Below are 18,665 nucleotides of genomic sequence, written 5' to 3' on the forward strand. Positions count from 1 at the left end.
CAAAGTACAAAAATATGAATACACACATAATCCCCCAAGCCCCTAGCATTGAAGCATGGCAAAACCTTAAAAAAGATATTGCAGCAATATGCCAAGAAATACAACGCCCCGTAGAAGAAATTGAACTTATCGCTGTTTCAAAAACTGTTTCTGCTGCTGATATACGTCCCCTTTTGCAGGCCGGTCAAACTCAATTTGCAGAAAACCGTGTACAAGAAACCGCTACAAAATGGCCTGCTCTCCGTCAAGAGTTTGAAAATATTAAACTTCATCTCATCGGTCCTCTACAATCCAATAAAGCCGCTGAAGCTGTTAAAATTTTTGATGTCATTCAAACGGTTGATCGTGAAAAAATAGCCAAAATTTTAAGCATAGAAATGCAACAACAAAAAAGAACACTCCCCTGCTATGTTCAGGTTAACATCGGCTTAGAGCCGCAAAAAAGTGGTGTTGCCCCACAAGAAGTCATTCCTTTTGTTTCCCAATGCCAAAACAACTATGGGCTTGATATTATCGGTCTTATGGCCATCCCCCCTGTCAACGAAAACCCCGGTCCTTATTTTGCACTCTTAGCAAAATTGGCAAAACAAGCCGGTCTTCCAAAGCTTTCCATGGGCATGTCTAGTGACTTCAAAACCGCCCTACAATTTGGCTCTAACGTCCTTCGCATTGGTTCAGCCTTATTTGGAAGTCGCCCTGTTTAAAAGCATTTTCATTACAACCCTACATTTCAACTGCACGAAACCAAACAAACAGCAAAATGCTCGCTTATTATTTTCTCTGTATACAAAAACCTCCTCCTTCCTTTGCACTCTGAGCAAAATGAGCACAACACACAGGATGACAAAAACTATTACTGAATATATTCAGTGAAATCTTATTGGTTTTCACTTTTTTCACATTGACTTTGCTTTTTTAGAAAACATCCTGTGTAAAGCAATTTCCCTTCATATAAAGGCCTATTAAAAACTCTACGAACAAACCAAAAATAACAGAAATGATAAAAATATTCCCCTCAAGTTCAATAAAAGCGCAACTCTAGCAGAAAAACCTCCCGTTCCTCTTTCACTCTATACGCAAAATAAGCAAAAGCTGCTCTTCCTCATCTTCTCACCAAGACATTCTCAACCCGTACAATGACTTCAAATGTATATTGTTAGCTCTCGTGGTTCTGTACCTTGACTCTGCTTTATGAAGAGGTAAGCCAGCACCATCACACACTTCCCTTACAATGTTGCGACAGCTCTTAATACATTGAAAAAACTTCATAAAATGAATGCCCTCCTTGTACAGTTTTACACCGCACACGGCTTCCCCTCTTTGTAACGTGAAAGCAAATGGTTTTGATTGATTTACCATGGAAGAGATTTGAAATGAGAAAATCTTGCGAAATTCAAGGATCTAACTTAAGATAAATAACGATATATTATCATTATAAATCAATACATTGACTCATTTAAAAGCACCTCCCTCAACCACCTTTCCAGAAAAAAGGAAAAAACTATTTGTAAAGGCAAATTGATAAGAACGATCAAAATCAGTTGCCCATTAATGAAAAAGAAGCGCAAAACAAATAAAAGAACATTCCAGTTGTCGCGATAATTTTCGTTAAAAATGCATCTATTAACCTCTTCTCTATGCGCCCCTACTCTCAAACAAGCAAAGAATAGCTTCGAAGACGACATCCTATAAAACCGATGCATGATAGATATCCTGCGCCGGAGAAAATGTAGAAAAACATACGAAATAACAAAAGTGCCATTTATTAAAAGTGCCATTTATTTAAGAACAACAACGGCTCAGCAAAGAATAACAAAAACTTTCCACACACTGGATGTAAAATACAAGACGATATTCACCTGAAAAATTAAAGTCCCTCGTATGTTAAGTGCAAAACACATACACACCAAACAACGGCCACGAAACCGAATTCAATAACAGTATAATTTTCTTGCTGATTGTTATAAATTAAAGGAAAAACACAAACTTTTCAGATGAGAAATTCTTCTAGTTTTAAAAATTAAATGAAGAAAAATAGTGAGAAATTTCTTATAAATTAAGATATTATATAAATAATAATATTTAATTGTTTATACAACGTTTTTATTGATAGTTTAAAAATATATTTGATTACTTCTCTAAAATTGATGATAGCCATTTGAAATATATCATTATGATACTGTTTTAATATCGATAATTAAGGGGGGGGATTAATATGAGAAATTTTGCTTCAGATTTAACTTATGCGATACATAATTCAACACCTGTTTATGGAAATATATGTAGGCCAAATTATTTTATTTTTCAGGTGAGTGCAAAAATTTTCTGTATGCAATTGCAGGAGGTAACCAGATCAGCATTGGGTTCTATAACTGATCAAAATGAATTATGGAGGGCCTGAGCGCTACGACTGGTTTTTCGAAGGTTATGCTTTGAGTTTCGTACAAAAAACTCATGAATATTGGTTCTAATTTTAGAGAGAATAGCGACAAATATATCTCTGAAGTTAGTCATTTTGTAATTGTTTTCAAAAACATATACCAAACTCAATATTACTGGATAAAATAACTTTCAAAGATATCCACTATTATAAAATATTATAATCAGGATTTTGTTATAATGAACATTCTTTATAACATTTCAAGATTGTTTTTTATTGCTTATTGTGTTTTGCTCTACCCTTGCTATTCCTATAAATAAACTCTCTGATTTCAGTTTAAAATTATCTATAATAGTATCATTCTCCTTAAGGTTTTTTCTTTTTATTTTTGATTTTTTGCGTAGATACTTTGGCCTATATTAATATAAGTTTAATTTATTATTTCAAAACGAGTGCATACAAAATAAAAAAACATTCTCATCAAGAAAGCACTCTCATTCTCTCTCCCTTTTTTATAGGGTATTTTTTTATGTTTTAATGTTTTTATAAAAAACTCTATTAAGACAATAGGTTTAGCCGCATTAGTACATCCAAAATAAGCATAAAAGCTTTCTTCAATAGGGTCACATCAGATTTTAAAAATTGACTATTCCAATCTTTGTCCTTTAAGCTAACCTTACAATGAAAAGCTTTTGAGAAAACGCTGCCCAAAATATAACAATAAAAAACAAAGGCAGATTTTTCCCAACAATATAATATAAAGAGGGAAACATGACTGAAAAGATTTACCCAATATCCGATAGTATTAAAAAAAATACTTTGCTCGATGAAGAAACTTATCAAAAATGGTATCAAGAAAGCATCAATGATCCAGAAAGTTTCTGGGAAAAACATGGTCAACGCATTGAATGGTTTAAACCTTTTACAAAAGTAAAAAATACTTCTTTTAATGGAGATGTATCGATTCAATGGTACGAGGATGGGATAACAAATGTTTCCTATAATTGTATTGATCGCCACCTGAAAACCCATGGCGACCACATTGCACTCATTTGGGAAGGGGATAACCCCTATCATGATAAAAAAATAACCTATAACGAACTTTATGAACATGTCTGTCGTTTTGCCAATCTTTTGAAAAGCCATGGCATTAAGAAAGGCGATAAAGTAACCATTTATCTTCCCATGATTCCCGAAGCAGCCTATGCTATGCTCGCTTGTGCTCGCATTGGTGCTGTTCATTCGGTAATTTTTGCTGGTTTTTCTGCTGAAGCCATAGCAGGACGCCTTGTTGACTGTGAATCAACCTTCATTATTACTGCTGATCAAGGCTTGCGTGGTGGCAAACAGATCAACTTAAAGGACACTGTTGATCATGCTATTGAGATAGCAGCGCGCGAAAACCTGCATGTAAACCAAGTCATGGTTATACGGCGAACTTGTGGTCCCATTCAATGGGTAGAGGGACGTGACTTTTGGTACCATGAAGAGATAGCGCATGCCAAAACAGACTGTCCAGTAGAACCCATGAATGCTGAAGATCCGCTTTTTATTCTTTATACTTCAGGCTCAACCGGCAAACCGAAGGGTGTTTTGCATACCACCGCAGGTTATCTTGTCTATGCATCAATGACCCATCAATATGTTTTTGATTATCACCCAGATGAAGTTTACTGGTGTACAGCTGATATTGGCTGGATTACGGGTCATTCTTACTTGGTTTATGGGCCTTTATGCAACGGTGCGACCACTTTAATATTTGAAGGCACCCCAACCTTTCCTGACAAGGGAAGATTTTGGGACATTGTCGATAAACACCAAGTCAATACGCTTTATACCGCCCCAACAGCTATCCGGTCTTTAATGGGAGCAGGAAATTCATTTGTTGAACGCTCAAAAAGAACATCCTTGCGTCTCTTAGGGACTGTGGGAGAACCGATTAACCCAGAAGCATGGGAATGGTTTTATCATACGGTTGGAAATGGCCGTTGTCCAATTCTCGATACATGGTGGCAAACAGAAACAGGGGGACATATGATTACCCCTCTGCCCGGTGCAATACCCCTCAAAGCAGGATCAGCCACACGTCCTTTTTTTGGTGTTCAACCGCAAATTGTTGACACACAAGGCAATGTTTTAGAAGGGGAAGCAGAAGGCTATCTTTGCATCAGTGATTCTTGGCCTGGACAAATGCGCACGCTTTATAAGAATCATGAACGCTTTATTCAAACTTATTTTTCCCCCTACAAAGGGAAATATTTTTCAGGTGATGGCTGTAGACGTGATAGTGATGGCTATTACTGGATTACAGGACGGGTTGATGACATTCTCAATGTCTCAGGCCATCGGTTAGGAACCGCTGAAATTGAATCAGCTCTTGTTTCTCATCCTGCCGTATCAGAAGCCGCTATTGTGGGTTACCCTCATCCCATTAAAGGACAAGGCATTTATAGTTTTATTACGCTCATGGAAGGAATAACCCCAAGTGAAGAATTGGAAAACAACCTTATAAAACATGTCAGAAAGGAAATAGGCTCCATTGCCATATTGGATAAAGTTCAGTTTGCTCCACAGCTTCCTAAAACGCGATCAGGAAAAATTATGAGACGTATTTTACGAAAAATTGCTGAAAACGATTTTGATAATCTTGGAGATATTTCAACCCTTGCAGAACCACAAGTTGTTGAAGAGCTGATTGCTAACCGAAAAGATTAAAGAAACCAAACTTTACTACAAAACATGGTGGTTTTTGTTTTTTTGCTCAAATATCTCCGCATTGTTATGAAAACCACCAATGAGAATTAAGAAAATAATTTATAAGAAGTTCAATAACTCTAACAACAAACGAGCTTCTTCATAACAAAGAAAAAACTTCCAAATTAGAATAGGCCAGAATTGGAAAGTAAATACGAACAAGAAAGTGAGATAAAAAGAACAACAGAATCTTGTTTAATCGTTCAATGCCCACGCAATGCAAAAAAAAGCCTCTAAGCAAGAAGGCAAGATGGTTCTAATGTTTATGCTAGAATCACTTTGAAATTCCTGCTAAAATTATAAATAAAGGGAAGAATAGCAGGTATAAGTGGTGATATTTTTGAGCAAGAATATTGATCGATAACAAAAGCGCAGAAAAACCATAAACTCTACAATGAACAAACTTACAACAAAAGTTTAACGTGATGAAAGAAAGCAGAAACTTTTAGAATAAATTAAAATAAATGATGCAGTATGCAATATAAGATCAGGAGTAATAATAAAAAGTGATTCATTTTGAAAATGTCGGTCTGCGCTATGGAATGGGCCCTGAGGTCCTTCGTGATATTAGCTTTCATATTCCTGCTGGATCATTTCAATTTCTCACTGGTGCCTCTGGAGCAGGGAAAACATCTTTAATGCGTCTGATGTTTTTGGCGCTCAAACCCACCCGCGGTCATATTGATTTATTTGGAACAGATACAGCTTTACTTAAACGACAAGAACTTCCTGCGCTACGACAACGTATCGGTGTGGTTTTTCAAGATTTTCGTTTGCTCGACCACATGACCACTTATGAAAATGTTTCCTTACCTTTACGCATTAAAGGACAAGAAGAAGCAACCTATCGCAGTGAAGTAGAAGATCTCCTTTGTTGGGTTGGTCTTGGAGATCACATTCATGTTTTACCACCGGTTCTTTCCGGTGGAGAAAAACAAAGGGTCGCCATTGCCCGTGCACTTATCGATCAACCCGAAATTCTACTTGCAGATGAACCAACAGGAAATGTTGATCCGCCCTTGGCAAAGCGCCTTCTGCGTTTGTTTATTGAATTAAATCGTTTTGGAACCGCTGTTATTATTGCCACCCATGATATCGCTTTAATGGAACAAGTTGCAGCACGGCGTATGCTTCTCCATAATGGACGGATGACGATTCATGAATAAAGCTTTTCCCATTTTTACCAACAATAAAAAAAACACAACTGCGATTATTCCCAGTAACAATATTTCTGGAAAAGCATTGGTTGCCGTAATTGCTATTATGACATTTCTCTCAAGCCTCACCTTAATTGGTGTTGATTTAGTTCAGCGTTCTGCCAAAAATTGGAGCAATCAGATTAGCTATGAAGCAACAATACAAATACGCCCCATTGATAATGTTGATATCAATAAAGCACTTGATGATGCTGTACAATTGGTTAAAACCTTTTCCGGTGTAGAAGATGCAAAAATAGTTGACCAAACAGCCACGGAAAAGTTACTGGAGCCATGGCTTGGAACCGGTTTTAATTTGAACGAATTGCCCCTTCCCCGCCTTATCATTGTTACCCTAAAAGAGAATGAAAAAATCAATTTTGCTGCCATCAATCACGCCATTAAAACTCAAATTCCAGGCGGTCAATTTGACGATCACCGTGTTTGGGTCCATCGTTTTGCAACCATGGCATACACCACAGTTTTCATTGGTTTTTCAATTTTAGCATTGGTTTTAGGCTCTCTTATCCTCACCATCATTTTTGCCACCCGCAATGCATTGGCAGAAAATGCCCATATTATCAATGTGTTATATTTCCTTGGTACTGAAACCCTTTTCATTGCACGCCAATTTGATTGGCATTTTTTTAAAACTGCGCTGCGTGGAGCCTTATATGGTGGTCTCACAAGCATATTTTTGTTTTCAGCCTTTTGCTTCTGGACAAATTATAACTTGGGGAGAGCAGAAGCTAGCCAAGTAACGGCTTTGTTTGGACATATTTCCATAAGTTCCATTCCTTATGGAAAAATCGTTCTCCTTATTATTTCCGTTTCTTTTCTCACCACTCTTACAAACCGCATGACTATTTTAACGCAACTGAAAAAAATCGATCAATGTGAAAATGGCTTATTTTAATTTATGATTCGCAGCTCTAACTCATCAACGCAAGACGATTTAGACCGTCCTATTGCAAAACGGCCTCATTATAATTGGTCTCGCGGCTGCTTATTTCGCTATTTTCCACCCACAACCCTTACTCTTGCTGTCATTATTTTCATTTTTTGGGGTGGTTTTATTATTTTTTCTGAAAAAACAGAACGGCTTTCCCCGCCAACCCCTCTGCCCAAAGCCGATGCCATCATTGTGCTTACAGGCGGAGAAAATCGGATAGAGGTAGGACTTCATCTCTTACAAAAGGGGCTTGGTTCACGGCTCCTCATCAGTGGTGTTAACACCTCAACCAATCTAAGAGGTTTTATGCATAACATGCATATTAGCCCACGGCTTGTCTCTTGTTGTATTGACATTGGGCATCAGGCAATTAACACTAGAGGCAACGCTGAAGAAAGCGCCGCTTGGATAAAAAAACACCACTATAAAACCCTTTATATTGTTACCCATGATTACCACATATGGCGCTCGATGCGTGAGCTTAAATATCTCATGCCTGATATCCATTTCATTGCCTATCCTGTGAAAAAGAGCAAAGCTGAAAGTACAATACAACAGATCAATCAAATGCGCATTCTTCTCTTGCAATATATTAAAACGCTCCAAGTCTACATTAGAACAGCCTTCTGATCTTGCCCTCTAGCCTTTTCCCTGTACTTTCAATCCCCCTACTCTTTCCCCTTGGGCTTTCACCCCCCTATCCTTTCTCTTTGCGACTTTAAACCTTTTTATCCACACTCTACTGCCCGCCCCCCCTCAAGAGCCTTACTTTAGGCTTAATTCAGTCAACTATTCCCTTAATTTTTATATTTCTTACGTGATCACTTTTCCACAAATACACACTATCCACACTAGCTACATGATGACTGTAACGATATTCTAAATATTAAAATGCTCGCTCTATTTGTTGACTTTCCAATGCTATGGCTTCACATCGCTCATCATCCTAAATAACCACAAGAAAAAACACCAAAATCATTAAGAACTGTATTAGACTATACGGCTCTCAACCAACACATATACAATCAAGTCATAAAACAATAACATTGATATCTTTCCCATAAAAGATGAAAGTCTCTTCCTCATCTAATTTAAAGATTAGCTTCTTTTGATGAGATCCCAACTGCTGATAAATATATTCCACTCTATCAGGCGCGACAACAAGCAAACATCAGGCGCGATAACAAGCAAACCCTTCCCTTATATAAAGCAAAACACCCTAATATACGTGTCACTTGCACATTGACCGAAAGACATCTCTCACATCCCAAACATCTCTCACAGCACTAATCTATCAATGCCATCCCAATATACTAAGACTGCTCTTATCAATAAAGCTTCCCAGACAGCTATAAAATCTCCAAACATGTTATAGAGACCTATCGATACCACAAACTTTAGGCTTCATAAAAAATGTAAACCGCCCCATCCTCTATTATATTTTTCCAATCCCACTATGATAATCGCTCTTAAGCCACTTGGGATAACGGATGAGAACATGCTTTATGCCTTTTTAAAACGGTATTGATATACCAATCTCATATGACATTTAAAAAAGTAATTTGACTAAATTTAAAGTAAGAAAATTTATAATCCTTGAGTTTCTTACTCAACAGAAAGAACGTTAAACAACCATTATAAGTTAGTAGATTAGCAACAATATCTTCATTCTATACAGAATCTTCATAAGAACATTCTAGCTCATCGAGACGATAAGCTCAAAGCGCACACTGCCACAAACATCTCACGTTCTTTATCGCAATCTTTTTTAAATCATTGCCCCTCAAATCACTTTGTATTTGGCTTTCTCCCCACATCTCAAAGAATAATTACCCCATAGATTTATACTAGCTTCTTGTCTAACGCGCATCCCCTGCTTACTTCGGCCCTTCCCGCTCAAAAGGCAGATTTCATGAAAATTGTGACTTCCTCGCAATTTCTTAAAAAACGAAGATTCCTACCAGCAACGGTTTATAAACAGTCCACTTTCTCTAGACAATCTCCATTCAGCTTCCCCTTTATGGTTCATTCACATATAAAGCGCAACAAGCAACCTCTTAAAGATATCCACCCCTGTTGCTAAAACTCATGTGTCAAAATTTTAGCTTCCTTACTGCGCAGGGTGTTTTATGACCAACACCCCTATTGATGAATAAAGATAAGAGCTCTTCACCTTAAATAAGTATCTTGAATAACTGAAGATTTTTTCATTTCAACCTTCTCTCATCTTCAATCAAAACCATGTTTTTTACATGTTACAAGCAAAACATGTTATTTTTTTAAGAAAGGCACCCCTCTCATGAATCATCTCAATGGTTCAAGGGCTGTTGAAACATTGGGAAAAAAAACAAAGTGTATGATAATACCAGTTCGTTACCATTCAACATTGTTTTACCGCACAGTAGATAGCGTCACCTTTTCAGTTTCTCGCACTTCTAACTTTGGCAGACTGCGCACAATTTTCATGGTTTCTAAGCTTACGGTAATAACCCGTTGAAACAATTCTAAAGGATAAGCCGGATTACCCACCGTCTCAACAGCATAGCGGTTGGCATCATTAACAATGCCGCTCGCTTTATCGGTTTTGACAATCTGTCGCTCCATCACCCATTCAAGAGCAGGCCTGCCATTGACCACATAATCATAAGCTTCAAAAGGAATATCTTGCATCGTAATATTGCTATTGTAAATCACGCTACTTTTATCAACAGCACCGCGCTTACCTGCAAATTTCATCGCTTGAACACGATAGAAACTCTTTTCATCAGAAATCACCCAAGTGCTTGGGGCCCCTTGTTTATAGGTCACGGGATAGGGCTCAACCTCTTCATAATTCATGTGCAAATCACCAAGCCTTCGACCTGCTTCTACAAAAGCCCAAAAATCCTCCACTCTTTTAACCGTTGGAATCCGTGGCAATTCCTTAGACAGATTATGCGCATAACGCGCACGATAATCCTCAGAGTGCAAAATGCCATAGACATAATAAAACAAATCATCCTTTGTAATCACTTCACCAGGATAAGCAGCCTTAAAATGCGCTAACCCTTCATCTGTCAGTGCATCACGCCGCTCTACACCAGCTTTTTTGCTTTCCTCTGCAAGGTTTGCAAACAAATGAACCTGATTTCCTTCTTTATCTTCTAAAGCACCATCTTCATAAACATACCGTGGAAAGCATTGACCTTTCTCCATGGCATCCAAGTTGGCCAAATGCTTAGTCATAAGAACAGAAAAACCACTACTTGCTCCAACTCCTGTAACTTGTATCACTCTATTTTCAACCGCTTGCCCCATAGGGAATATTCGCGGCATTTGATATACTCTCTCATTAAAATTGCGATTATAATAGAGCCACTGCCTTGTAAAAGGACGATAAAGGCTTTGAATTAAACAATCATTTTCAAATCCAGAAGTCCTTCCTCTTACTAATTCTTGTTTAACATTATGACTCCAACTGATCTTTGTAGCATCCGTGTTAACAAAATCGTTCACAGCATTTGTACGCACCTTGCGATCAGCATGTCCATAAGCGCTATTAAAACGCTCTACTTCACTATTATAAAAAGCAATCATATGGCTCATATTGCTCTCTAAAACTTCACGGCTTGCATTATATGCCCACGCATCACGGTTGGTTACAATACCAAGTGAAAAATTTTCAAAGAGCTTTTTATCACTACCCTTCTTGTCACCTAAAGCTAGAAATTTTTCAAAATCACTGTTGCGTTGATTGAGCCAATCACCGTGCGCATCTGGCGTAATCATCTGCCAACCATGTTCATGCTTGACACCATCAATACCGACCAATCTCTGAAGTTCAGATAACTTCTCTTTTTTCTTGAGATAATCTCCAATATCATGAAAATATATTTTTCCACGCTGTTGAGATACTGGATTTTTTACAAGAATAGAAATAGCAATGGGAGCTCGACTTCCGGCATCAAAAATGCCATCACCTTCTTTTTTACGCTGTTCCCCAGAAGTCCGTGCATTCCCGCGCAAATGAAAAATATAAAGACTGCTAAATTCCTCGACTAAACATTTTCGTAAACCATCCGTAGAATGACTACTGATAAAACCTGCATTTGTGACAAAACCAATAACGCCACTACTCTTTATGCGATCACTTGCCCAGCGAATAGCACGAATATAACTATCATAAAGTTTATTAAGATTGCTCGCACTAGATTGAACAGCATAAGTTTCTCCAATGCGACGATCTAATTTAGGATAGCCAATATTTTTTGCATTATCATTTTCGCTTTTTTGTCCAGAAGAATAAGGGGGATTGCCAACAATAACACGAATATCCAATTCCTTCTGACGTGCCCGTCGGGTGCTGTTATCCGCCAGCAAATCACTTATCAAGTCTTTATCTTGCTCATAAAGCTGAAATGTATCGGTCAGACAAATTCCCTCAAACGGGACATAATCACCCCCCATCAGACCATGATAGGTTGTCTCAATATTAATGGCGGCAATATAATAAGCCAAGAGAACCATCTCATTGGCGTGAATTTCATGACAATATTTGTGTTTCATCTCCTCGGGTGTAATCAAGCCTGATTGCAAAAGCCGTGTGATAAAAGTGCCGGTTCCCGTAAAGGGATCCATGATATGCACCCCCGATGAGCCAAGCGTTTGGCCAAATTCTTTCTTTAAAACATCATTGACGGAGTGCAGAATAAAATCCACCACCTCAACGGGGGTATAAACAATGCCAAGTTTTTCGACTGTGCGTGGAAAAGCATAACGAAAAAATTTATCGTAAAGCTCTACAATTAACCTCTGTTTTGCCTTTGGATCGGTAATGCCACTGGCGCGTAATTTCACACTGGCATAAAATTTCTCAAGATCTTTGGATTCCTTATCAAGCTTTTCCTCATCAAGCACATCAAGCATCCGTTGCATAGCACGCGAGACAGGGTTCTCACGCGTAAACTGATAGCCTTCAAATAACACCTGAAAAACAGGACGCGTGATAATATGTTGTGCCAACATCTCAATGGCATCAGCCTCTGTGATGGTATCGTTTAAATCGTCCCGCAGTTCTACTAAAAATTGATCAAAAGCTTGACGTGCCCTCGTCTCTGGCTCTGCCAGAAGTCCTGTTAAGCGCGTGATATGGTTCTTGGCAATTTCCGCAATATTACTTGCCCAATCTTCCCAATAATCACGCGTCCCGCATTTTTTGACAATCTTTGCCATGATGGCACGCGAAAGCTCATCCATTGCAAAAGAAAGTTGTCCCGCGCCTGGATCCGTCAAAAGGAGATCTAGCTCAGGACTTCCAATTCCCGATCTTGCAGGTTGTGAGCGAACCGGAAGATTGTCTACAACAGCTGTCACAGCCTGTAACTCACTACTTTGCGTCACCCCAATAATTTCAATCACATTGCTGATATCTTGCTCCAATGATGCTTTATTAATCGTCGCATCAAAACGATCATCATGCGCGCGCAAAGCATTTAAAATTTGCCAAACAACCCTATATTTATCATTGTTATTTAAAGCTTGTTCCACTGGAACACCAGCAGGAACCCCAATGGGTAAAATGACATAGCCCATCCTTTTGCCCTCAGAGCGACGCATCACCCGCCCAACCGCTTGCACAACATCAATCTGACTCTTGCGTGGATTTAAAAACATAATGGCATCAAGCGCTGGAACATCCACCCCTTCAGACAAACACCGAGCATTGGTCAAAATACGACAAACATCATCGCCGCTCTCAGCTTTCAACCAATCAAGCAGCGCACTACGATCCTTGGCATTAAAAGTGCCATCAACATGTTTCACGTCACATTGCAAAAATGGCGCGTTTTCCGCATTCCCTTGCGTATACTCAAGATATTCTTCAACCACAGCTGAAAATTCATCACGGACCAGTTTAGAACTGCGAATATCTTTACAAAATGCCAAGGCACGCTGCATAGGATGTCGGTCACCCCCAATATCAGCCTTCATATCTTGTTTGGCCAGCGCTTTATAACAGCCAATAATTTTTGTAGCATCATCAAGAATAAGCTCAGATTCGCTATCACTAAGACGCTTTTGAACAGCAGAACTCACCAGTTTTTCGTCCATGGCTAAGACAATAACCTTATAGTCCGTTAAAAGGCCATGTTGTACAGCCCACGAAAAACCCCGATAAAAAAGTGTTTTGCCAAAAAGCTTTTCATCATCCATCGACGCGAGAACAGCATTGGCTTCATTGGCACGACTTTTTGCGTTATCCCCAAAAATGCGGGGTGTCGCTGTCATATAAAGGCGCTTCTTAGCACGAATAGCATCATTGGAATGCACCTTCACAAAATTAGATTCATCCTCGCCCTCCAGCGTTGCCCCTGTTGTACGATGCGCCTCATCACAAATAATCAGATCAAAGGTTGGAAATTCATAATTTTTCTGCGCATCCGCAATCACCTGAATAGATTGATAGGTTGCAAACACCACGCTCATCTCATCTGCAACACTTTTGCCCGCTTGTTCTGCCAGTTTTGCTGCATCGGTTGTCGCTGGAAAAGCAAGATCACACACATCAATTTCCGCAACATCATCACTATTTTTACGACGCTTTCCTACTTGTGTATCAGAACATACCGCAAAGGAACGCAAGCCAATTTCTGCATCCGTCGTCCATTCACGCACTGTTTGTGACATCAATGCCAAAGAAGGCACAAGAAACAAGACAAACTTGCCCTTACCCGCTAAATCCTCAGCAATCTTAAGACTGGTAAATGTCTTACCGGTCCCACAAGCCATAATAAGTTTACCCCGATCTGCTTGCATAAGCCCCGCACGCACAAAACGCAATGCCTCCCCCTGATGGGGACGGAGCTTCTTTTTATCCTCCAGCTCAATTGTGCCTTTGGCTGCAAAAATCTCCCAACGGATCGGACTTTTCTGCAAATCAGAAAGACCAATCCGGTTAACAGGAATTTTTTGCCCCTGTATCATTGTTTCCGCATTGTTACTCCAAGCATTCATGGTGCTATCTATGACAATACGCTGCTTGAATGGTTCCTTACCTGATGCTGAAATAAAACTATCAATATCTGCTTTTTTGATCCGATAGGATTCATCATAAAATTTACATTGGATTGCTGCAAAACCATCTTCATGACGAAGCTTTGCCACCAGATCAATACCAGTATCACGACCATCCCAATCATTTTCATGGGCCCAATCTTTAAAGGTCTGAACCTTTTCATAAAATCCTGACTGGATTGGATCATAGGTCAGATAAGCAAGAGCCAAACGCTCAAAATACGTGCCCTTATCCCGTTCAGTACGCGCTTCATCACGATAGGTCTGTAAAAGCGATTGTAGCGTCATGCTCCCCCCAATTAAAAATACCTTCAATTATCGCGTCTAGACCAATTCGTCAATGGCTCTTGTGTCTCCTATCTCCCCCAAAAGATTTAAAATATCTTCATTTTAAGACGTTTTCTCTATCCTCGGCTGCATAATATTTAAGAAAACCTCTTTAGCCTATCCCCAAACCATATTGACGCGTTTACTGATGTTTACTTCCTTATATAAATAAAAGAAAAGCGTGATGATTTTAAAAATATTTTTTTGCATTTTGTAAAAAGACAAAATGAAAATGCGCGATAATTTTAGGATTTAGCTTAAAAACTAAGAGGGGGGAAATGAGCACAACACCTGTAAACACACAAAACACTAGGAAAGAAACGCCGCCCACAAAACAGCACATTTTACAAAAAGTAGTGCGTATAATATTTGCGATAATATGGACTATATTTTCTATAATACAAAAAATATTCATCGTGATATTAAAGGTTTTGATTTTTTTTATATTTCTTTTCCTCTTGTTTTTTCGTGGTCCGGTTCTCGCCTTATTAAATTTTCTAGCATTCGGATCCGCTTTATCGTTCTTTTTTTTCAGTATAGGAGTCTAGCTAGGAGGTACAATGCCACACCACCTACACATAGCACTGCTCATTGCTTACGCCATTATTTTTTTGGGCAGCTTATCTGCAGTTTGGTTTTACGATGCTCTCTTATTCCGTCTTACTCCTGCTGAGTATGAGCTTATGCTCTTTAAATAACTGAAAACCCTTTTTACTCACACATCATTCAAAATGAGAGGCTTTCTCGCTCTCAAACTTTTTTGCTTCTCCACCACAATCATGAGATCAACCCTATATTTCACAAAGTTAGTTCTAAAATCACGCTCCCTCCCTATGGCACATCTAAGCCACCCTTTGTCTCCGAAAACGCAATGGCTTGTTTATTCTTCAGACAAAAAAATGAAATGGAGTAAAAAAGCAATATCTGACAACAAATAGTCTCAAGAAACCTACGTTACATGCATGAAAAAACGGAAAATGGCTATATCTTAAGTCACTTTTTAAAACTTGAGCGCAATCATAATATTGTTTGCATCAAGCTTAAACACCTGAAATGAACCCCAATCCTTTGCAAAACCAAAATTTGCAAAACCAAAAGAAGTGTAAATCATCATAACATCTGTGCCAAAAACTTTTAAAAAGTCTCTATAAGAAATCTTAAACCACTCAATGAACACAATAACAAATAAGCCAAATTGACGACCATATCTTTACATACGGTAATGTATTAACTGATAAAGCATCAGCTTATCTTAAAGCAGAGTTTCAAATATCGTAAGATTCTCTCATTTCAAATCTTTTCTCTATAAAATCAATCAAAATCACTTGCTTGCATTTCATAAGCAGAGCTGACGTATGAATTAAAAAATAATAAGGAAAAAACTAAAAAATGTCCCTTATGAAAAATCTCAAGCTTATCCCTTTTCATGCCAAAAGATGTAGCAATATTGGGGGGTATGTGAATGATACTACTTTACGTCTCATCAAGCGTAAAGAGAAGAATATAAATTTTATACACTTCATCAGAATATTATACCCTCACGCCCCACCATCGCAAAATGGATCAGAAGGTAGAGACATTTCTTTCAAACAAACGCATAAATATACAACACATAAATGTGCAAAGTGTATTTTAGTTTGAATCCTACCACATATTAATTGACTTCTATAAAACGCGACAAAAAGCCTAAAAATAGCTCACCACACATTCTCAAAACATTTAATGTCTCAAGAAAGCTTATAGGCATACCACCATAGTTCACATGAACAGTCTTTTAAAAACATTCCTCTTTTACAAGACATTACAAGGACACCACACAATACGATGAAAATTTATTCATGACGCATGATGCCAAACGACATCTTTTGGTAAAAGTTAAGATACGTTCCACTTAACAAATAAAAGCGTTTTCTGGAAAAAAGCAGTAGAGCTAAATTTGTTCTATCCATAGTTTGCTTCATCAACACTTCATCCAGATATAACGAAAAATATATCTTATATATATTAAATTGAGGAGTGCTTAATCACGCGAAAGCGCAACAACAGGATCAAGCCGTGAAGCTTTCCGCGCAGGCGAAAAGCCAAAACATATCCCAATGAGCGTTGAAAAAGTAAGAGATATGATGATCGAATTAATCGTATAAACAAAGTGAATAGGTGCCTTAAAGAGCAAAAACAAACCACCGATAGAAAGTCCAAAAAGAATTCCTAAACCACCACCAATGACACAAACTAAAATGGCTTCAATGAGAAATTGCTGCAAAATATCACTCTGACGCGCCCCCACTGCCATACGAACCCCAATTTCATTGATCCGCTCTGAAACAGTCACCAGCATAATATTCATCACGCCAATACCACCCACAATTAATGAAATAGCAGCAATTGAAGACACTAAAAGCGTTAAAACATGGGTACTTTCCATGATACGATCACGAAAGAACTGAGAATTTCTAATGAAAAAATCCTCTCCTCCGTGGCGCATAATCAAGAAACGTTTCACCATCTTCTCGGCTAAATTTGAATCAATATGATCAGCGATCTTCACAGTAATGGCCCGAACTTGTGTTGTTCCAAGAAAACGCGTTTGCACAGTTGTATAAGGTAAATAAACCTGCAACGTATTTGAGGTCCCTCCCATCTGTTGCGGATCTACCACACCAATGATGCGTGCAGGAACATTGCCCAAATGAACAATTTTCCCTATGGGGTTTTCATGACTATGTGGAAAAAGCACCGCAATTGCCTCTTTTTCGATAACAAGATCAACCGCCCGCTCATGCACACTATTTTTATCAAATAACTGCCCTTGAATAGCTTTAAGTCCTTGTGTTTGAAAATATTGTTCTCCCACCCCAGCAATTACCGCATTCACTTTAATAGCACCAAAACGAACCACAGAGCTTGCAGAAATCTGCGGTGTTACACCAGAAATATAAGACAATTTAGAAAGAGCTTCTGCATCGGCTTCCACCAAACTGGTTATTTTATCTGCTTGTGGATCAGAAAGGCTTTTTCCCGGCAAAATTGTTAAGGTATTAGACCCCAAGCTTTTAAAATTTTCCAGTATTTTTTCCCGCGTACCATTTCCCAAAGCCACCATGGCAATAATCGCCCCAATACCGATAATCACCCCGAGCATTGTTAAAAAAGTTCGCATTCGGTGTGCATTCATTGCCAACAATGCCATAACAAATGCTTCACGAAACCGTTCAGCAAAAGAACGAAAAAAACCAAGCGTTTTTTGATCTTTTAGATTTTGCTTTTCTTGAATACAATATTTAGCCTTTGTTTTTTTACGCTTTGATACATTATCTGCAATAATTTCCCCATCACTGATCTCGATAATACGCTCTGCTCTTTTGGCCACCTGCATATCATGCGTGACAATAATAATAGTGCGCCCTTCTTGATGAAGCTCCTCCAAAATACGCAACACTTCTTCACCACTGTGTTTATCTAAAGCACCGGTTGGCTCATCGGCAAGAATAACCTCTGCATTATTCATCAAAGCTCGCGCAATAGACACCCGTTGTTGCTGCCCCCCTGAAAGCTGATTAGAACGATGATTGACTCTCTCTCTCATACCTAAACGTGTTAAAAGTTCTTCTGCACGTCTTTTTCTCACATCCGGTGCACAACCTGCATAAATAGCTGGAATTTCAACATTGCCAAGTGCCGTTAATTCATTCAATAAATGATAACGCTGAAAAATAAATCCAAAATGATTACGCCGCAAAGCGGATAATTCATCAGCAGAAAGAGAAGCGATTTCTTTTCCTGAAATCCAATAACGACCAGAACTTGGTCGATCAAGACACCCCAAAATATTCATCAATGTGGACTTTCCAGAACCGGAAGCCCCTACAATTGCGACCATTTCACCACGTTTAATGGTCAGATTGATTTCTTTTAAAACAGTGACAAATGTCTCACCCGCAGGAAATTTGCGCACAATATTTTCCAAAACGAAAACAGCCTCTGCTTTTTCTGCTTTCATAGC

7 protein-coding genes are annotated in these 18,665 nt (G+C 38.6%); 5 read left to right on the top strand and 2 right to left on the bottom strand.

The features are described 5' to 3' along the window. Positions 1–14: 14 nt before the first annotated feature. The 5 genes from AC6ER9_RS03325 (at position 15) to AC6ER9_RS03345 (ending at position 7,912) form a co-directional block, all read left to right on the top strand. A complete protein-coding gene (locus AC6ER9_RS03325; RefSeq protein WP_497074980.1) occupies positions 15–704 on the top strand; it encodes a YggS family pyridoxal phosphate-dependent enzyme in 690 nt (229 codons plus the stop codon). 2,447 nt (positions 705–3,151) lie between these two features. Continuing rightward, entirely contained in the window at positions 3,152–5,095 is a 1,944-nt protein-coding gene (gene acs, locus AC6ER9_RS03330; RefSeq protein ID WP_497074981.1) for an acetate--CoA ligase, read from the top strand. Between the two features lie 545 nt (positions 5,096–5,640). Continuing rightward, positions 5,641–6,300 carry a cell division ATP-binding protein FtsE gene (gene ftsE / locus AC6ER9_RS03335; RefSeq protein WP_012232498.1) on the top strand — a complete coding sequence of 220 codons (660 nt, stop codon included), beginning with the start codon at positions 5,641–5,643 and terminating at the stop codon, positions 6,298–6,300. Next, complete coding sequence (locus AC6ER9_RS03340) at positions 6,293–7,246, top strand: cell division protein FtsX (RefSeq protein WP_497074982.1); 954 nt, start codon at positions 6,293–6,295, stop codon at positions 7,244–7,246. Before ftsE ends, AC6ER9_RS03340 begins: the two co-directional genes overlap by 8 nt. Positions 7,247–7,249: 3 nt before the next feature. Next, entirely contained in the window at positions 7,250–7,912 is a 663-nt protein-coding gene (locus tag AC6ER9_RS03345; RefSeq protein ID WP_497074983.1) for a YdcF family protein, read from the top strand. A gap of 1,761 nt (positions 7,913–9,673) precedes the next feature. Here AC6ER9_RS03345 and AC6ER9_RS03350 read toward each other — a convergent pair. After that, positions 9,674–14,623, bottom strand: a complete 4,950-nt coding sequence (locus AC6ER9_RS03350) for a DEAD/DEAH box helicase (RefSeq protein WP_497074984.1) — start codon at positions 14,621–14,623, stop codon at positions 9,674–9,676. 2,059 nt (positions 14,624–16,682) lie between these two features. Beyond that, a complete protein-coding gene (locus tag AC6ER9_RS03355; RefSeq protein WP_497074985.1) occupies positions 16,683–18,662 on the bottom strand; it encodes a MacB family efflux pump subunit in 1,980 nt (659 codons plus the stop codon). Positions 18,663–18,665: the final 3 nt, after the last annotated feature.

Source organism: Bartonella sp. SL317, from assembly GCF_059687655.1.